18 protein-coding genes are annotated in these 17,858 nt (G+C 52.9%); 17 read left to right on the top strand and 1 reads right to left on the bottom strand.

The genetic code is table 11. The annotated features are described in order from the left end of the window. Positions 1–27: 27 nt before the first annotated feature. From ACMAZB_RS08660 to ACMAZB_RS08610, 11 genes are read left to right on the top strand one after another with little or no spacing between them, the layout of a single operon-like run. Positions 28–1,374 (top strand): Na(+)-translocating NADH-quinone reductase subunit A, encoded by a 1,347-nt coding sequence (locus tag ACMAZB_RS08660; protein WP_435216539.1) that lies wholly within the window; start codon positions 28–30, stop codon positions 1,372–1,374. Between the two features lie 3 nt (positions 1,375–1,377). Then, positions 1,378–2,580: an NADH:ubiquinone reductase (Na(+)-transporting) subunit B gene (locus ACMAZB_RS08655; RefSeq protein ID WP_435211020.1), complete on the top strand. Its 1,203-nt coding sequence runs from the start codon at positions 1,378–1,380 to the stop codon at positions 2,578–2,580. Continuing rightward, positions 2,570–3,346, top strand: coding sequence for a Na(+)-translocating NADH-quinone reductase subunit C (locus ACMAZB_RS08650; RefSeq protein WP_435216537.1), 777 nt, complete (start codon positions 2,570–2,572; stop codon positions 3,344–3,346). Before ACMAZB_RS08655 ends, ACMAZB_RS08650 begins: the two co-directional genes overlap by 11 nt. Then, positions 3,346–4,008 (top strand): NADH:ubiquinone reductase (Na(+)-transporting) subunit D, encoded by a 663-nt coding sequence (locus ACMAZB_RS08645; RefSeq protein WP_435211017.1) that lies wholly within the window; start codon positions 3,346–3,348, stop codon positions 4,006–4,008. Before ACMAZB_RS08650 ends, ACMAZB_RS08645 begins: the two co-directional genes overlap by 1 nt. After that, on the top strand, positions 4,008–4,616 hold the full coding sequence (gene nqrE / locus ACMAZB_RS08640; RefSeq protein ID WP_435211015.1) for an NADH:ubiquinone reductase (Na(+)-transporting) subunit E: 609 nt from the start codon (positions 4,008–4,010) through the stop codon (positions 4,614–4,616). Before ACMAZB_RS08645 ends, nqrE begins: the two co-directional genes overlap by 1 nt. Positions 4,617–4,648: 32 nt before the next feature. Next, complete coding sequence (nqrF, locus tag ACMAZB_RS08635; protein ID WP_435211013.1) at positions 4,649–5,872, top strand: NADH:ubiquinone reductase (Na(+)-transporting) subunit F; 1,224 nt, start codon at positions 4,649–4,651, stop codon at positions 5,870–5,872. After that, positions 5,853–6,914 carry an FAD:protein FMN transferase gene (locus ACMAZB_RS08630; RefSeq protein ID WP_435216535.1) on the top strand — a complete coding sequence of 354 codons (1,062 nt, stop codon included), beginning with the start codon at positions 5,853–5,855 and terminating at the stop codon, positions 6,912–6,914. The genes nqrF and ACMAZB_RS08630 overlap by 20 nt, the downstream gene beginning before the upstream one ends. 31 nt (positions 6,915–6,945) lie before the next feature. Continuing rightward, a complete protein-coding gene (gene nqrM, locus ACMAZB_RS08625) occupies positions 6,946–7,170 on the top strand; it encodes a (Na+)-NQR maturation NqrM (protein WP_435211010.1) in 225 nt (74 codons plus the stop codon). A 19-nt stretch (positions 7,171–7,189) separates the two neighbouring features. Next, positions 7,190–8,449 (top strand): lipoprotein-releasing ABC transporter permease subunit, encoded by a 1,260-nt coding sequence (locus ACMAZB_RS08620; RefSeq protein ID WP_435216533.1) that lies wholly within the window; start codon positions 7,190–7,192, stop codon positions 8,447–8,449. Next, positions 8,442–9,134 (top strand): ABC transporter ATP-binding protein, encoded by a 693-nt coding sequence (locus ACMAZB_RS08615; RefSeq protein ID WP_435211007.1) that lies wholly within the window; start codon positions 8,442–8,444, stop codon positions 9,132–9,134. Before ACMAZB_RS08620 ends, ACMAZB_RS08615 begins: the two co-directional genes overlap by 8 nt. After that, positions 9,121–10,338 (top strand): FtsX-like permease family protein, encoded by a 1,218-nt coding sequence (locus ACMAZB_RS08610; protein ID WP_435216532.1) that lies wholly within the window; start codon positions 9,121–9,123, stop codon positions 10,336–10,338. Before ACMAZB_RS08615 ends, ACMAZB_RS08610 begins: the two co-directional genes overlap by 14 nt. Before the next feature lie 10 nt (positions 10,339–10,348). Here ACMAZB_RS08610 and ACMAZB_RS08605 read toward each other — a convergent pair whose 3' ends face one another. Next, complete coding sequence (locus ACMAZB_RS08605) at positions 10,349–10,876, bottom strand: DUF2062 domain-containing protein (protein ID WP_435216530.1); 528 nt, start codon at positions 10,874–10,876, stop codon at positions 10,349–10,351. 142 nt (positions 10,877–11,018) lie between these two features. On the opposite strand from ACMAZB_RS08605, the gene ACMAZB_RS08600 reads away from it, so the two are divergent. Genes ACMAZB_RS08600 through kdsB form a run of 6 tightly spaced genes read left to right on the top strand, consistent with a single transcriptional unit; the run spans position 11,019 to position 17,858 of the window. After that, positions 11,019–13,199, top strand: coding sequence for a ComEC/Rec2 family competence protein (locus ACMAZB_RS08600; protein ID WP_435216529.1), 2,181 nt, complete (start codon positions 11,019–11,021; stop codon positions 13,197–13,199). 56 nt (positions 13,200–13,255) lie between these two features. Continuing rightward, positions 13,256–13,879 carry a MotA/TolQ/ExbB proton channel family protein gene (locus ACMAZB_RS08595; RefSeq protein ID WP_435211000.1) on the top strand — a complete coding sequence of 208 codons (624 nt, stop codon included), beginning with the start codon at positions 13,256–13,258 and terminating at the stop codon, positions 13,877–13,879. Continuing rightward, positions 13,876–14,298 (top strand): ExbD/TolR family protein, encoded by a 423-nt coding sequence (locus tag ACMAZB_RS08590; protein WP_435216528.1) that lies wholly within the window; start codon positions 13,876–13,878, stop codon positions 14,296–14,298. The genes ACMAZB_RS08595 and ACMAZB_RS08590 overlap by 4 nt, the downstream gene beginning before the upstream one ends. Continuing rightward, positions 14,291–16,114 carry a lipid A export permease/ATP-binding protein MsbA gene (gene msbA / locus ACMAZB_RS08585; protein ID WP_435216527.1) on the top strand — a complete coding sequence of 608 codons (1,824 nt, stop codon included), beginning with the start codon at positions 14,291–14,293 and terminating at the stop codon, positions 16,112–16,114. The genes ACMAZB_RS08590 and msbA overlap by 8 nt, the downstream gene beginning before the upstream one ends. Beyond that, positions 16,111–17,124, top strand: a complete 1,014-nt coding sequence (gene lpxK, locus ACMAZB_RS08580; RefSeq protein WP_435216526.1) for a tetraacyldisaccharide 4'-kinase — start codon at positions 16,111–16,113, stop codon at positions 17,122–17,124. The genes msbA and lpxK overlap by 4 nt, the downstream gene beginning before the upstream one ends. A gap of 26 nt (positions 17,125–17,150) precedes the next feature. Next, on the top strand, positions 17,151–17,858 hold the full coding sequence (kdsB, locus tag ACMAZB_RS08575; protein WP_435216525.1) for a 3-deoxy-manno-octulosonate cytidylyltransferase: 708 nt from the start codon (positions 17,151–17,153) through the stop codon (positions 17,856–17,858).

Here is a 17,858-nt window from a genome sequence, read left to right as displayed (position 1 = left end):
GACGAGTAGACACAAGCGGAAGCGCACATGATCAAAATTCGACGCGGCATAGATATACCACTCGCTGGCGCAGCAGATTCCAACATTGATTCTTCCTCAAACGTAAGAAACGTAGCGCTTGTCGGTGCAGATTACGAGGGTATGAAACCCACGATGTCCGTGTCCGAGGGGGATACGGTGCGCAAGGGTCAGATCCTCTTCAGCGATAAAAAGACGCTGGGCATAAATTTTACAGCTCCGGCTTCCGGACAGGTTGTGGCACTGAATCGAGGGGCGCGTCGGGTTTTTCAGTCGCTGGTTATTGAAATCGATGACACTTTAGAGCCTTTAGGCTTTGGCGCGCACAGTCCCGAAGAAGCCAGAGCGCTTACCGGCGAAGCTATCCGCAGCCAACTCATTTCCAGCGGGCAGTGGACCGCGCTGCGCGCACGACCCTACGGGAAAGTGGCAGATCCAGAAAGCGCCCCTGCTGGCCTTTTTATAACGGCGATCGATACTCACCCACTGGCGCCCGATCCTGCTTTGATCATCGCCGAGCATGCTGAGGCGTTTGTCCTGGGACAGGATCTTCTCGCTGAGATGGCTGGCTGCCCAACTCACCTGTGTACGGCACCGGATAGTGGTATTGCTAAGGGCAACCACGCCGGAATAGAACATACAGAGTTTTCGGGGCCGCACCCAGCTGGCCTAGCTGGCACGCATATCCATTTTTTGATGGGTGCTTCTCTTGGGAAAATAGCCTGGACAGTTGGTTACCAAGACGTCATAGCGGTGGGTTACCTGTTTTTGCAGGGCGAGCTTTACACCGACAGGGTAGTGGCACTAGCCGGCCCTGAGGTTGAGCGCCCTCGTCTCATACGAACTCGGCTAGGTGCAGATTTACAGGCACTAACGGCAGGGGAGTTGGCAACCGGTGAAGTGCGGGTTGTCTCAGGTTCGGTGCTGGGCGGTCGCACTGTCCAGTCCGATAGCGCTTACCTAGGTCGTTATCATAACCAGGTGACGGCTCTTGCAGAGGGTCGTGATCGGGACTTCATGGGGTGGCTATCTCCAGGGTCCGAAAGGCACTCTGTCATGGGTATTTATTTGTCGAGTTGGTTTGGTATGAAACCCAGTGCTATGACGACCAACACCAACGGGTCTGAGCGCGCGATGGTGCCGGTGGGCAATTATGAGCGCGTTATGCCCCTCGATATTTTACCGACCCAGCTACTCAGAGCTTTGTTGGTTGGTGATACCGAAACCGCGCAGGCATTGGGTTGTCTTGAGCTCGACGAAGAAGATCTGGCGCTGTGCACCTATGTGTGCCCCGGCAAATACGAGTATGGACCGATATTGCGCGATAACCTGACGCGCATAGAGAAGGAGGGATAACCTATGGGATTGCGCAGCACTCTTGACAATCTCGAGCCCCAGTTTAAGCCGGGGGGACGCTACGAAAAATGGTATGCCCTCTATGAAGCGGTAGACACGATTTTCTATTCGCCCAACCATGTAACGCGCTCCACAGCCCACGTGCGCGATGGTGTTGACCTCAAGCGCATCATGATTACGGTTTGGTTTGCGACTTTCCCCGCGATGTTCTTTGGTATGTGGAATTTGGGCTACCAGGCCACGGGTGCGATGTCTGGGGTTGGTATCGAGGCTCTAGAAGGCTGGCGGGGTTCGGTGATCGGCGTTCTGGGTGGCTACGATTCAACAAATCTCTGGGATTGTTTTCTGTTCGGTGCACTGCATTTCCTACCACTTTATCTCGTGACGTTTGTCGTGGGTGGATTTTGGGAAGTGCTGTTTGCTATGAAGCGCGGGCATGAGGTCAACGAGGGCTTTTTCGTGACCTCTGTGCTCTTCGCACTGACACTTCCCCCTGATCTGCCCTTGTGGCAAGCCGCTTTAGGTATCAGTTTTGGCGTTGTCATTGGAAAAGAAGTATTTGGTGGAACCGGCAAGAATTTCTTAAACCCGGCGTTGACAGGTCGAGCGTTTTTATACTTTGCATACCCCGCACAATTGTCTGGCGATGCGGTGTGGACTGCTGTCGACGGCTACAGCGGTGCGACCCCACTGGGCGTTGTCGCGGCTGAAGGAATGCCAGGTTTAACCGATTCGATCACTTGGATGGATGCTTTCTTAGGATCGATTCCTGGCTCCATCGGTGAGACGTCCACGCTGATGATCATGATAGGCGGTGCAGTGCTGCTGCTGACACGCATTGCGTCGTGGCGTGTTGTTGCAGGGTGCTTCGCGGGCATGATTGCATTCTCTACCTTACTTAACCTGGTGGGCTCTGAATCCAATCCCGCATTCGCGATGCCTTGGTACTGGCATATGGTAGTGGGCAGCTTTGCTTTCGGTGCATTTTTTATGGCGACCGATCCCGTATCGGCTGCGATGACCAACCGTGGCCGATGGGCCTACGGTGCGCTCATCGGTGTTATGTGTGTACTGATCCGAGTCATCAATCCTGCATTTCCTGAGGGGATGATGCTGGCGATTTTGTTTGCCAACTTGTTTGCGCCGTTGTTTGATCATTTTGCGGTGCAGGCCAACATCAAAAGGAGGCTCGCTCGTGTCCAGTAACAAGGAAAGCTTGGGGCGCATCATTACGGTAGCACTCGCCCTGTGCATTGTGTGCTCAGTTGTTGTCTCCACGGCGGCGGTTGTGTTCAAACCCGCTCAGGAGGTCAACAAAACACGCGACCTCAAACGCAATATTCTAATGGCTGCGGGTCTTTACGACCCTGAACTAACGGTTGAGGAGCAGTTCCAACGGGTCGACTCGAGGGTTATAGACATTGAGTCCGGGGATTACGTCAGCGGCATCGACGCGACGACTTTCGACCAGAGAGCTGCTGCTAAAGATCCCGCAACCTCTATACTGTTAGAGACGTCTGCAGACATCGCTAATATGGTCCGTCAATCGAAGTACGCCCTGGTGTATTTGGTCAACGATGACAAAGGGGGGCTTGATAAAATTATCCTTCCCATACACGGCTACGGGTTATGGTCCACGCTGTACGGCTTTATTGCGCTGGAATCAGACGGCAATACCGTTGCTGGCTTAGGTTTTTACGAGCACGGTGAAACGCCGGGACTCGGTGGTGAGGTAGACAATCCTCGTTGGAAAAACCTCTGGAAAGGCAAGCAGGTTTACCGTCAGGGCGCCGTTGCTATATCGGTGAAAAAAGGCACGGTAGATCCGCAGGCCGCCGATGCAGATTGGGAAGTCGATGGACTTTCAGGTGCCACACTTACAAGTCGTGGGGTCAGTAATTTAGTGCAGTACTGGCTGGGTGATAGAGGCTTTGAGTCGTATCTCCAGAATTTACGTGAGGGAGATGCCTAATGGACGTTAAAGACACACTGTTTCGACCGGTTTTTCGCGATAACCCAATTGCGTTGCAAATTTTAGGCATCTGTTCAGCATTAGCGGTCACCTCATCAATGCAGGTCAGCTTGGTCATGGCGGTTGCCTTGACCCTAGTGACGGCTTTCTCCAGCTTTTTTATCTCTGCGATCCGGCACTACATTCCATCGAGCATTCGCATCATTGTTCAAATGACGGTGATTGCCTCCCTCGTAATTGTGGTAGACCAAATACTCAAGGCATATGCCTACGACACGTCTAAGCAACTGTCGGTGTTCGTTGGTTTGATCATCACCAATTGCATTGTGATGGGGCGTGCCGAAGCCTTTGCCATGAAAAACCCGCCGGTACCGAGTTTTCTCGATGGCTTTGGTAACGGGCTGGGTTACTCGTTCATCTTGATGGCCGTTGCATTCGTGCGAGAGCTTTTAGGGTCTGGCAAGTTGTTTGGTATGGAGGTTTTGCCCCTGGTGACCGAAGGCGGCTGGTACGCGCCGAACGGGCTTTTATTATTGCCGCCCAGTGCATTCTTTCTGATTGGGCTGTTGATCTGGGCGATTCGCAGTCTGCAAAAAGACCAGGTTGAAGAGCCTGAGTTCCGCATCGCGAAGCACACACCCGCCATTGAGGAGGGCGCGTAATGGAACATTATTTGAGCTTGTTTGTACGTGCTGTATTCATTGAAAATATGGCGCTGTCATTCTTTTTGGGAATGTGCACATTCCTTGCGGTATCCAAAAAAATTCAGGCCGCCTTTGGTCTGGGGGTTGCGGTTGTCGTTGTTCTCACGATTACCGTTCCGGTAAATAATCTCATTTATCAATATTTGCTCGCAGATGGGGCGTTGGCTTGGGCTGGACTGCCTGATGTAGACCTGAGCTTTTTAGGGCTCCTGAGTTACATCGGGGTCATCGCTGCACTTGTGCAGATATTGGAAATGTTCCTAGACCGCTATGTGCCTGCGCTTTATGCCGCTCTGGGCGTCTTCTTGCCGCTGATTACGGTTAACTGCGCTATTTTGGGTGCCTCTCTACTGATGGTGGAGCGTGATTACACCTTCGGCGAGAGTGCCGTATTTGGTGCGGGCGCGGGGGTAGGTTGGGCTTTGGCGATTGTCGCTCTCGCGGGTATTCGGGAAAAGCTAAAGTACAGTGACGTTCCTGACGGGTTGCAGGGACTGGGAATAACCTTTATCACAGTGGGATTGATGTCTTTGGGCTTTATGTCCTTTGGTGGCATCGACATCTGATGATGCTGACAAAGGCGAGGAACTAAACAGTAATGGATATAACGATTGTATATGGCGTCGGGATGTTTACAGCCATCGTGCTGGCATTGGTTATGGTCATCTTGGCCGCGCGTTCAAGGTTGGTAAGCTCCGGGAATGTCAGCATTGAAATCAATGGTGAAAGGACCATTGAAGTGCCTGCTGGTGGCAAACTTCTGCAAACTTTGGCAGATGCTAATTTATTCCTCGCCAGCGCCTGTGGTGGCGGTGGCACATGTGCACAGTGCAAGTGTCAGGTAAGCGATGGCGGCGGCTCCATGCTGCCCACGGAAGAGTCTCATTTTACCCGTCGCCAAGCTCACGATGGTTGGAGGTTGTCCTGTCAGACACCCGTTAAGCAGGACATGCGCATCCAAATTCCCGAAGAGGTATTTGGGGTTAAGCAGTGGGAGTGTACCGTCGAGTCAAACGATAACGTCGCGACTTTCATTAAAGAGTTGGTCCTACGCCTACCTGAGGGGGAGAGCGTTGACTTTAGAGCGGGTGGCTACGTGCAGTTAGAGTGTCCGCCTCACAGCGTTAATTTTGATAACTTCGACATTGGCGAGGAGTACCGTGGGGATTGGGAGCGCTTCGGATTCTTCAAGTACGGTTCTGCGAGCGACGACACAACAATCCGCGCTTACTCGATGGCCAATTACCCCGAAGAAAAGGGAATTGTGAAGTTCAACATCAGGATCGCGACGCCGCCTCCGGGCAGTGAGGGCATTGCCCCCGGCATCATGTCGAGCTGGGTGTTTGACCTGAAACCCGGGGATAAAATCACCGTTTATGGGCCCTTTGGTGAGTTCTTTGCCAAAGAAACCGATGCTGAGATGGTGTTTATAGGTGGCGGCGCCGGCATGGCTCCGATGCGTTCGCACTTGTTTGACCAGTTGAAGCGACTGAACTCGAAGCGAAAAATTTCCTTTTGGTATGGTGCTCGTTCGCTGAAAGAAATGTTTTACGTTGAGGACTACGATGGATTGCAGGCTGAGAACGAAAACTTCACCTGGCACACCGCGTTGTCTGATCCTCAGCCCGAGGATAATTGGGAAGGTTTGACGGGCTTTATACACAACGTGCTTTTTGAGCAGTACCTTAAAGACCACCCGGCACCTGAGGACTGTGAATACTACATGTGCGGGCCGCCAATGATGAATGCTGCGGTCATCAAAATGTTGGTCGATTTAGGCGTGGAGCGGGATAATATTTTCCTTGACGACTTTGGTGGCTAAAGCCCCTAGACCGGTAGTTCTGCGACCAGCCATTGTGCTGGTCGTTTTGCTTTTGGGGCTCATGGGCTGTGGTGAAACTTCCAAAGTTGTTGAGTTGCAGGGAAGCATCTATGGGACAGGCTGGTCCCTCGTTTATTTGCCCGATGAGTCTGCGCCTGCTTCGCAGGTGGTGGAAGCTGAGGTGCTGGCAGCTTTTGACGTGGTCGACATCAGCATGAACACCTATGACCCGCTTGCCCTTATCAGCGAATTTAATGCGCTGCCCCCAGAGAAGGCCATGGAGGTCGATTGGGATTTTACCTACGTGTTGTCTGAGGCCGTAAAAATCACCCAGCTTACAGAGGGCGCCTATGATGTAACGGTGGCTCCGCTAGTAGAGCTTTGGGGTTTTGGTCCCGGTGGGCCTACCAACATCCCAACGGAGGCTGCGATTGCAATTACTCGTGAGGCGGTCGGGCTGAATCGGCTTGATTGGCGCCCCAATATTCGGAGTTTGAGTAAACGGGTGAAAGGTGTGTCCTTGGAGTTTTCGTCGATAGCCAAAGGTTATGGGGTCGACCTAGCGGCGGATGCGCTCGATGAGTTGGGCATCAAAAACTTTATGCTCGAGGTTGGGGGAGAGCTGCAGCTTAGAGGGCACAGCCCTCGGGGTGATGCTTGGCGAATTGCCGTTGAGCGTCCAGAGCAAGGGCGGGGTAACTTTCAAACAGCCGTGAATGTTTCGAACGTGGGCGTTGCCACATCAGGGGACTATCGGAATTATTTTGAACACGAAGGTCAGCGCTATTCCCATATTATTGATCCTCGCACCGGCTACCCGGTACAACATGATTTGGTGTCCGTGACGGTCATTCACCCGTCTACCGCTCTCGCTGATGCGTGGGCCACGGCGCTTTGTGTGCTGGGTACTGAAAAAGCATTGGAGCTCTCTGAGCGTTTGGGGCTTGCGGTATATCTTGTCCATCGTGAAGTAGACAGCCTTAAAGCTGTTTGGAGCACTAAGTTCGCACCCTTTCTGGCGTCTAACGCCGCATCGGGATAGAGTGTTGTCTTAAAGACAGAGGGGTACGTTTGTGACTTTTGTGGTTACCTTTTTAGCCTTCGCAGCAATCATGACTGCGATGGCGGTAGGTGTCATTGCTGGAAGAGCTCCCATTAGTGGGACTTGTGGTGGCATAGGGCGTTTAGGGATCGACAGCAAATGCGATCTTTGCGGCGGGGACCCACAGGTGTGTGAAACAGAGACACGCCAAACCAGCAGCAGTGCTGGAGTGCAAACTCATGACCCTCGAGACTAACCTCGACAGCTAGGCTGAGGTGTCTTTCACCCGCGACATGATGATCCGCTATACCTTCACGGCTAAGCGGCAGAGCTTTGCCAGGCTGGTATCGCGGGCATCTATGCTGGGAATGGTTCTGGGCGTTGCCAGTCTTATTACCGTTTTATCAGTCATGAATGGCTTTGCGGCGGAATTACGAGATCGAGTTCTGTCACTGGTGCCTCATGCAGTTATCGTGTCCTCCGAGGGTGCTCTGACTCAGTGGCAGTCTCTAGCCATCGAATTACAAAGCGTCCCCGTTGTTAAGCACGTTGCCCCTTTCATCGATGATGTCGCACTGATTCAGTCCTCGTCCCGACGGCTCGGTAGTCAGGTCAGAGGTATCGATGTGCAGGCCCAGAGGGGCGTCAATAACCTCCACGAACGGATTGTTTCGGGGAATTTAAAGGAGTTGCAAAGCAGACCCTTCACGATTGCTCTAGGCCGGAGTTTGGCAGGTCAGCTGGGGGTGATGACGGGTGACGTCGTCGAAGTGGTGTTGCCCACACTGTCGGTCACGCCGCTAGGCGTATTTCCTCGGGTTCGCAAACTGCTTGTCGTGGCTGAATTTGAGGTGGGGTCTAGTATCGATGCCCTTCAGTCTTATGTCAGTTTGGAAACTGCCAAGCGCCTTTTTTCTAGGGGCGGTATAGACGGCTTGCAGCTCGATCTGGGCAGCCCCGATAGGGTAGCTGAAGCAATACCCGTGCTGCGGGAAAAATTGCGGGACATGCCGGGACAAGGCACAGCGCCTCATTTGACCATTGCAGATTGGCGAGAGTCACAAGGCAGTTTGTTTGCTGCCGTGAAGATGGAAAAAATTATGGTCGGCGTTCTCCTGTTGGCGGTCATCGCTGTGGCGGCCTTCAATATTATCTCGACCCTCACAATGTCCGTTACCGAGAAAGCTCGCGACATCGCAGTACTCCGTGTTATGGGATTTACCTCTTCGGGCGTCATGGCTTTATTTCTTGGGCATGGGTTACTGATCGGGGCGGTCGGTATTGCAGTAGGGGCCGGTTTGGGGGTGTTCCTAGCCTTGTGGATTTCTGAAGTTGCCACCCTGCTCGAGCAGTTGATGGGCGTTCAGCTCTTTGACCCCTCGGTTTACTATATTGGACGATTACCGTCGGAATTGCAGTGGGGCGACGTTGCGATTACGACTTGCCTAGCACTGATTCTCAGTGTTTTGGCAACGGTTTATCCTGCCTGGCGTGCTTCACGAATTTCACCGGTCGAGGTGCTCAACAATGGCTGATACCGTACTTAGCTGCTCTGGTTTAGACAAAACCTATCAAGACGGTTCCCGCTCGGTAAAAGTGTTGCAGGGCGTTGAGTTGGCCCTTGCTCAGGGTGAGCGCGTTGCTATTGTCGGCCGGTCTGGCTCTGGGAAATCAACCCTGCTGAACCTGCTGGGCGGATTGGATGTTCCGACGGCGGGTGAGGTGCGGATATCTAATAAGTCTATGAGCCGCATGGGAGAGCGGGATCGCAGTCAATGGCGCAATGCCCAACTAGGTTTTGTTTTTCAATTTCACCATTTATTACCTGAGTTCACCGCTTTGGAGGGTGTTGCCATGCCAATGCGCATAGGCGGCAAGGCGAAGGACGTTGCCCAAGAGCGTGCGGCGATGCTGCTCGATACGGTTGGTTTAAGCGACCGAATGAACCATAAACCTGCTGCCCTTAGTGGTGGTGAGCGACAGCGTGTCGCAATCGCGCGAGCGCTCGCGAATAAGCCGAGCTGTGTATTAATGGACGAACCAACGGGTAATCTAGATCCGGAGTCTGCAGAGCTTGTTCTGAATCTGATCGAGTCAATCGATTGGGGGGGAACAGCATTCATTGTGGTGACCCACGATCCAAAGATCGCGGCAAAAATGGACCGTCAGCTTCTTTTAGAAACGGGCCAGTTGGCGGAATTGCCGCGTGCCCTGGTCTGAGCGACTTAATTTTGCCCTGCGTCAGGTCCTTGATCGAGGCAGGGGACTCTCAGGATTCCTCTCGAGGCTTTCAGTTGTCGGTTTGACCCTTGCCGTTGCCATATTACTGGCGGTTCTGGCCGTGATGAATGGTTTTGAGCGGGAGATGCGCGAACGTATATTAGGAGTCGTTCCCCACGTCAGTATCCATGGGTTTGCCGATTTAGAAACATGGAATGAACTTCAGGCCGATGCCGAGCGAGCAGCAGCGGTGAGGGAGGTGGGCCTCTTTTATGAGCGTGATGTACTTGCCGTGCGTGGTGTTAGGGTCACTGCAGCAAAAATGTTGGGGGTGACGCCCTCGGTTTGGCGGCGCTGGGAAGTATGGTCCAAACCTTCTGGGGTAAGCATCGAGCCTGGAGAAGTGGTTTTGGGCGCCGGTCTGGCCCTACGATTACAGGTTAAGGTGGGCGATAAGCTGAGCGTTATAGTCCCCGGCGACACCATGAAGCCAGGGGCTCTGCCGGTGACTAGCGTGTTGCGGGTAGCGGCACTTGTAGAGTCTGGAACAGAACTCGATGAGGCCTTGATGCTGGCCGACTTTGAATACACCGCAACAATGTTGGGAGACAGTGTCACAGCAACGGGGTTGGCCCTGCAGTTGCGGCAACTTTTTGACGCGCCCAGGGTGCGCTGGGACTTTGCCACAGCGTTGTCACCCACGTTTTACGTGACTGATTGGACGCTACGGCACGGTAATTTGTACGCTGCGATAAGGTTGTCCCGAGATCTAGTGACGTTATTACTGCTTTCGATCATTGCGGTCGCGGCTTTTAATGTGGTCTCGTCTCTTGTATTGGTGGTCACAGACCGTCGTGGGTTTATTGCTATGCTTCAGGCTATGGGGGCTAGCCGGCAAGATATATTGTGGATTTTTTTATTCCAGGGGCTCTGGATAGGTGTTTTGGGTGCTTCTGTAGGTTTGCTGTTGGGTGTAGGTTTGGCGCAGCTCATTCCTCTAGCCGCCTCAGGCTTAGAGTGGTTGCTAGGCGGCAGGTTATTGAACACTGACGTCTATCCACTGAACTTTTTACCCATTGATTTGAGAATGGGCGATGCCATTTGGTTGTGGTCTACCTCGGTGCTGCTCTGCCTTGTCGCGGCAGTTATTCCTGCTAGGCGTGCAATGGCAATACCTATCGCTCAGGCACTCGCAAACCAATGAACCGGTACTTTTAGGAGGCGTGTGTGCTTCGCTCAGAGGCACGTTGGCGCCACGCGTGCCCAACGCGCCACCGCCATAAGACATTGATCATGACGTAGCTGGACAATGCCGCAATCGAGCCAATCACAGAGCAGCCTAGTAAAAAAGGCTGCCAAATGCCCCCCAAACGCTCGGTTAGCCAGCGCCAAGTAATTTCAAACTCAATAATTTTGACGGGAGTGTCCAACAAGAAGGCGCCAAGTTCATAGGCGGCGTAGTAAATAACGGGCATCGTCAGGGGATTGGTGACGAAGATGAGACTGATGCTCAGTGGTAGATTCGCCCCAAGCCTCACTGCGGCATAAGCGGCAGCAAAGATTTGCCCTGGTACGGGCATCATGGCGCAGAACAGTCCTATGGCGAATGCCCTCGCGGTGGAGCTGCGATTGATGTGCCAAAGGTTAGGTTCGTAAATCCAGTCTCCCAGCAGATGTAACCCAGGCATATCCCTGAGTTGCTGCTGAGAAGGTACAAACCGCTGAAAAAGCTTTCGTGCCATGGATACAAAACTTCAAGAGATATAGGAATCTGCTGACCCGGCTAATTTTCATCCCAGACCATCACCGCTGTGGGGTCAAGTGTTGGCAAATGTTTCACTGGTGTATGCCATCAGACCCGCTTTAAGTATGACGACTTTTTTCGTGAGTCACCACACCGGTACTTTGGGGATATGCCGCAATTATGCGCTCCCCATGTTGGTTGTATTGATTTCGTCATTGTTACTGCCCATTTATTGGGCTGCGCTATGTTTTCCATTTTTGGGGTATGTAGGTTTCATTGCGGGACATCGCAAGGCGGGGGTTTACATCGCGATCGCAGGGGGCATCGCGTGTTACTGGGGCTGGTACTGGCATGACAACTTAATCGATCCCAGCTGTTACCGAAGGGAAGTTGGCGCTACTGGGACGGTGAGTTCGCTGCCACTTAAATATAAGTCGGTGTCTGGTGAGGTCGTTCAAAGTTTTAGGTTGTCGAGCACATTAAACACCGCTGAGGGCTGTGGTTCCCCGAGTAGCCTCATGGTTTATGGTGTCAATGGCGAACAGTTCATTCCGCTGGGCGCTGAGCTCACGGTTAGGGGGCGATTAACGCCCAACAGTTCTCAATGGAATCTTGGCTCCGTTCCCGATCAGGCACGTTCATTAGCGCAGGGGCTTCACGGGCGCTTGACCGCCTCTCAGGTAATAGTAGCGAGAACATCCAGCGGATACCTGAGTCATGCCCGTCAACAAATAGCCAATGCTTTCGAAAGTCTTGAAGGGCCACCCAGAGTCATTGGAGTGCTAGAGGCGCTGGTCTTGGGGACTGGACGCGGCATCGCGGATTCAGATTGGGAGCGTTTCCGTTTTCTTGGCATTACCCACGCATTTGTGGTCAGTGGCTTGCATCTCAGTCTTGTGTTTATGGTGGTCTGGTCTCTCAGCCGTCGACTGTTGTTTGTCACCGCGCCTTACAAGCTGGTGAGGCGAGATTGGGCCATTGTTCCTGCTTTGGTTGTGGCGTGCTTTTATGCGGGTCTTGCGGGTTTTAGTTTGCCCACTCAGCGTGCGCTAATCATGCTGTTTTTGGTTGGCATACTTAGGCTTACAGCAAGAAGAACCAAGATGCGGCACATTTTTTTCGTGGCTGCTTTAATTATTTTAATGACGAATTACTTCTCTATTTTAGGCCGCAGTTTTTGGTTAAGCATGGTGGCTACAGGCATTTTGATGTGGCTTGTTACCCAGCAAAACTTCAAGGCAACTAATAATTTTGGTGGATGGTTCTATAGGGTTTTTCTCACGCAAATAGTGCTGGTGCTTCTAATGGCGCCGGTAACACTTTTCTGGTTTGGCCAAATGACTTTGGCGGCTGTTGCTGCAAATGTGATTCTAGTTCCTGTTATCGCAACATTACTGGTTCCTTTGGCACTTCTGGGCACTGCTTGCGTTCTATTGTGGGGAAGCGTTGATAACCTACCGTGGCGGCTGGCAGTTGAAGTGGGAGCCGCGTCGTTGGGTGGTTCACGAGTACTTGAGCACGTCATTCCCGATGCTGCAATGTTCAATCCAATTTCCGGTGTGAGTTTATTTGCAGCCAAGGAGCACACGGTAAAACTGGCGGTGCTTGATGTGGGGCAGGGTTTATCGGTTGTTTTAAGTGCTGCGGGTAAGACATTAATTTACGACACCGGTGATGCGCCGCCTATAGGGGTAAGTCAGGCGCAAAAGGCGCTCATTCCTTATTTGAACCGCATGGGAGTCAAGGATGTTGCTATGCGGGTGATCAGCCACTCAGACCGAGATCATGCCGGGGGGCTAGGGGAGCTTGCGGAACAATTTGATGCTCAACGGGCAATAGGGCACGCGGGTATACCGTGTCGTGTGGGTGAGGTGCTTTATCAAATGTCGGATATTACGGTGACGGTTCTCAACGGCCCGGGTGACAATAACGACGGATCTTGTGTTTTGCGGGTTATGACTGATCAAGTGACAGTCTTACTTGCCGGCGATGTAAGTGCTGCTCGTGAACGGGAGCTGATTCGCTATTGGCGAACCACACTACGGGCCGATATCTTGGTTCTTGCACATCACGGCAGTCATACTTCGACTGCGGCATCTTTTCTAAAATGGGTCGACCCTAATGTGGCTGTTGTGAGTGCTGGCCGCGCCAATCGATTTTCCCACCCTCGTGCCAGCGTGCTGCAGCGTTTGGAGGCACGGGGTGTGAGGATTTTGAATACGGCGATAGATGGGGGCGTTATGGTGACATCCACGCCGCATTCACTGACCGTTGGTGGCTTGCGAGATGGCAATATTCCCTATTGGCTAAACCTCCGCTGAGTGGCGCTAAGCGGCCTTGCCACAGGTATACTGCAGGAAGACCGGAGGGCGTTATAGTGTTTGAGTTACTTGCCGCAGGTGGCTGGGTTATGCCTGTCATCGTTTTATGTTCAGTTATTGCCTTGGGCATTTGTATCGAGCGCTCTGTGGCACTGAACCCTGATCGGATAGCGCCTCCCCATTTATTAGCAAACGTATGGAAGCAACTCAAAGCCGGAGAACTTGATGCGCAACGGCTTAAGGCATTGCGACAGGGGTCACCACTGGGCGCAATTTTGGCTGCAGGGCTCGTTAACCGCAGCCAGGGCCGCGACGTCATGAAGGAAAGCATTCAAGAGGCGGCGGGACATGTGGTCCATGACCTTGAGCGTTATTTGAATACATTGGGCACTGTGGCGGCCGTAGCGCCACTGCTTGGCTTGTTGGGCACCGTGGTCGGCATGATACGCGTTTTCACCGAGATAACCGTTCAGGGGACAGGTAATGCCAACGCTTTGGCGGGAGGTATTTCAGAGGCTTTAATCACTACAGCTGCGGGGTTAGTTGTGGCAATTCCGGCGCTGGTAATGCACCGTTTTTTTACCGGAAAAATCGACACCATTGTGGTGGGTCTGGAACAAGTTTCAATCAAGCTCGTCGATGCGTTGCACACGGGTAAGAAAACGGAATACGACCTTTGAAATTTCGTCGCAAACGCACAGATGAGTTGTCAATTAATTTGACGCCTCTGATCGACGTCGTTTTTTTGCTGCTAATTTTCTTTATGGTATCGACTAGCTTCACCAAGGCGACGCAGCTGGCTATTAATTTACCTGAAGCTGAGGGTGAGTCCGCGCCTAAGCGCGCCACTAAACTGGAACTTATGATTGCTGCTGATGGGTCATTTACTTTGAATGGAACACCGGTGTCTAACCAGCCCATTGACCTACGTCGTGCGTTGCGTGATGAGGCGGGGGAAGATCGTGACATTCCGATCACTATTGCGGCGGATGGTGAGGCGGCACATCGCTTTGTTGTTACTGCTCTTGACGCAGCGAATGCACTGGGTTTTCGGCAATTAACTATCGCAGCGCAAACGCCAAGTGGTAGCAATGGCTGATCCGACAAAATATCAGGGAAGCGACTGGGGGCTTTATCGGCGCCTGTTGTCTTATGTCGTCCCATATTCAGCGGCGTTTGCTTTTAGTGTGGCTGGATTTTTAGTGTACTCGCTGGGTAGTGTCCTACTGGCAGATCTCACCCAGTTTCTGTTGGATTCATTAGGGCAGAGCAGCCAAGTTGAGTTGGGCTTGGTTTCAGCCGCTGCACATTGGTTTTGGCCGCCCGGGGATAAAGATCCACTAGATTACGCGCGGGTGGCAGTACCTGTCGCCGCGGTTGTACTGTCACTGGGCAGAGCGCTGGGATTCTTTGTCGGCAACTACTACATGAACGTGGTGGCTCGTAGTGTTGTCCATACGCTTCGGGTTGAGTTATTTGAGGTTATGATGGCGGCACCGAGGCGCTATTACGACGCCAACACCAGCGGTAATTTGCTCAGCAAGATTACCTTCAACGTCGAACAGGTCTCGGGAGCCGCAAGTGATGCGTTGAAAGCGATTTTACGCGAGGGCCTTACAGTTATAGCCCTTGTCACCTACATGCTTTATCTCAACTGGCGTTTGACCCTTATATTTTTCGTGGTCGCCCCTGCAATTGGCCTCGTTGTGGTGGTCGTAGGGCGTCATTTTCGACGGTACAGCCGCCGTATTCAGGATTCGATGGGTGCTGTCACGCAGGTGAGTAGCGAATCACTGGGGGCTTTCGAGGCTCTTCGTGTCTTCGCCGCGACGCGACAGCAAGTGGCCAAATTTACGAACGCGAGCCTATTTAATCGAAACCAAAGTTTGAAATTGGCCTTTGTTCAGGCGGTTTCGACCCCAGTCATACAAACGTTGTTAGCGTTGGCTTTGGGCGCATTGTTTTGGTTTGCATTAGATCCAACGATTCTTGCGGGATTTTCTGCGGGCTCCCTGGTGGCATTTATCACCGCAGCCGCTCAAATGGGGAAACCGATACGAACCCTCAGTGGGGTGCAGAGCATTATTCAGCGAGGGCTTGCCGCAGCGGAGGATGTGTTCGCTCAAATTGATATCTCGCCTGAGCCTGATCGTGGCACAACACCGTTGGCTCGCGCAAAAGGTGAAATTGTGATGGAGCGGGTGAGTTTCCGTTATCCAGAGGCCAACGAATATGCTTTGGAAAATATTTCACTGCAGCTGAAACCGGGTGAGACGGTCGCGCTTGTCGGACGTTCTGGCAGCGGGAAGTCCACGCTAGTTCAACTCTTACTCCGTTTTTACGCACCCGATCACGGTGAAATCCGCCTTGATGACCTCGTGATTGAGGAATACGCGTTGGCCGACTACCGAAGCCAGTTTGGCGTTGTCTCTCAAAATATCAGCTTGTTCAGCGATACCATTGCTAACAACATCGCCTTTGGTCAAATGGCAGACGCGTCCTATGAATCTGTTCTAGCGGCGGCTCAGCAGGCCCATGCCATTGAGTTTATTGAAGCCCTACCACAAGGCCTCGATACCACGTTAGGTGATGGCGGTTCAGGGTTGTCTGGAGGGCAAAAGCAACGATTGGCTATCGCTAGAGCGCTACTCAAGGACGCACCAATTTTAGTGCTTGATGAAGCGACCTCGGCGCTGGACACTGAGTCTGAGACCTATATTCAGGATGCTTTGGCAGAGTTTTGCAAAGACCGGGCAACGCTGGTGATTGCCCACCGTTTGTCGACAATTGAAAACGCCGACAGAGTCATAGTGCTGGACCAAGGCTGCATTGTCGCGACTGGTCCACATCAGCAGCTGCTTAATGACAGTCCCCTGTACGCGCGTCTTCATAAGCAAGAAATTTCTCAGTCGTGACTGCTTTGCGCCAGCGCATTGAGTCCGTAGTTACACGCGCATGGTACGAGGGCGCTCTTTGGCTTTGGCTTTTGTGGCCCCTTAGCTTGATAACCGGCTGGGTGGTCCGCTGGCGCCGCTATAGGATCACGCCCGCCCCCTTACCGGTTCCTGTAGTAGTGGTGGGGGGCATTACTGTTGGGGGCACAGGGAAGACGCCGGTTTTGCTTGCACTTGCCAAGGCCTTTGAGCAGCAAGGGCACCGAGTGGGTATCGTCAGTCGTGGTTATGGTGGGGTTGTCGGTAAAGGCCCCTGCGAGGTGCAGCCGACATCATCTGCAGCTGTAGTGGGTGACGAGCCTTTGTTGCTGGCACAACGCGGTAATATTCCGGTGGTGGTTGGACAGGATCGATATGCCGCTGCACAACGATTACTTGAGACGCATGCGCCCACCCTGATTCTTTCTGATGATGGCCTGCAACACCTTAAGTTGCCCAGAGACTTCGAAATTGTAGTGCTCGACGAGTCGCGAGGCCTAGGTAATGGGCGTTTGCTCCCTATGGGGCCCTTGAGGGAGCCCTCAGAGCGGCTAGATAGTGTGGATTGGATCCTCATGCGCAATGGTCGAAGCAAGGATACGGGCTTCCATTACCGTCTAGAGCATTTTAAACATTTTTGTTCAGCGGCGCTGTTAGCAATAGAGGGAATCGCAGAGCAATGGCAAGGTCAGCGTGTGGCTGCTGTGACCGGCCTCGGTCAACCCGATCAATTTTTTTCTGTGCTGAATTCTCTGAACCTGAATGTGCGTCCTCATACGCTTCCTGACCACTATGCCCCGACTGAACAGGATCTTGCAGCGATTCAGGCTGATATTATTGTTGTGACTGAAAAAGATGCCGTTAAACTCACAGGCACAACCGACGATCGTATTTGGGTGCTGGTGATTTCTGCAGAGCTTCCTGAAGCGTTGTTGCATCGTCTTGGCACACAGTTTAAGCAAGCGGAGATGGCCCCCTGTTCAACATTGTAATTCCAGCGCGTTTTGGCTCCACGCGATTGCCAGGCAAACCCCTATTAGAGATTGGGGGAAAGCCTATGGTGTGGTGGGTTTGGCGACAAGCCTGTGCAGCAGGCGCTCAGGCTGTTGTTGTTGCGACCGACGATGCTCGTATTGCTGATGTGATGTCGGCTGCAGGCGCTGATGTTGCCATGACAGCCAGCGAGCACCTCTCCGGTACAGACCGGCTTGCAGAGGTTGTGCAGCAGCGCGGGTGGGATGAGGGCAGTGTTGTTGTGAACGTTCAGGGCGATGAGCCACTCATGCCGGTTGCAAACATTCAGCAGGTGGCTAAAGAGCTGATTCAACACCCTAAGGCGAGCATCGCAACCTTGTCTGAGCCGCTGACGAGCGCGGAACAAATCGGTGACCCCTCTGTCGTCAAAGTCGTTGCCTCTGCATCTGGCAACGCGCTGTATTTTTCACGCGCAGCGATTCCCTTTCAGCGCGATCCTAGTGACGAGTCATTACAGGCTTTCATGGCAACAGCGCGGCGGCATATTGGGTTGTACGCGTATCGTTGTGGATTTTTGCGGGCTTTCACCACGTGGCCACCATCGGCAACTGAGGTTCTAGAGTCGCTTGAGCAACTGCGGGCTTTGGACCGGGGGCACAGCATTAGAATTGTTGATGCGGTTGAGTCAGTCCCTGCCGGTGTCGATACCCCGGCAGATCTTGAGCGTGCTCGAAGGCTCCTAGTAGGTTGA

Origin of the sequence: Luminiphilus sp. nBUS_07, from assembly GCF_051201685.1 — a bacterium.
Classification (GTDB): Bacteria; Pseudomonadota; Gammaproteobacteria; order Pseudomonadales; family Halieaceae; genus Luminiphilus.
This window is presented reverse-complemented; position numbering and strand designations above follow the sequence as displayed.

Coding starts and splice junctions, on each gene's coding strand:
- ACMAZB_RS08660 (WP_435216539.1), top strand. CDS start 28: ATGATCAAAATTCGACGCGGCATAGATATACCACTCGCTGGCGCAGCA.
- ACMAZB_RS08655 (WP_435211020.1), top strand. CDS start 1,378: ATGGGATTGCGCAGCACTCTTGACAATCTCGAGCCCCAGTTTAAGCCG.
- ACMAZB_RS08645 (WP_435211017.1), top strand. CDS start 3,346: ATGGACGTTAAAGACACACTGTTTCGACCGGTTTTTCGCGATAACCCA.
- nqrE (WP_435211015.1), top strand. CDS start 4,008: ATGGAACATTATTTGAGCTTGTTTGTACGTGCTGTATTCATTGAAAAT.
- nqrF (WP_435211013.1), top strand. CDS start 4,649: ATGGATATAACGATTGTATATGGCGTCGGGATGTTTACAGCCATCGTG.
- ACMAZB_RS08615 (WP_435211007.1), top strand. CDS start 8,442: ATGGCTGATACCGTACTTAGCTGCTCTGGTTTAGACAAAACCTATCAA.
- ACMAZB_RS08605 (WP_435216530.1), bottom strand. CDS start 10,876: ATGGCACGAAAGCTTTTTCAGCGGTTTGTACCTTCTCAGCAGCAACTC.
- msbA (WP_435216527.1), top strand. CDS start 14,291: ATGGCTGATCCGACAAAATATCAGGGAAGCGACTGGGGGCTTTATCGG.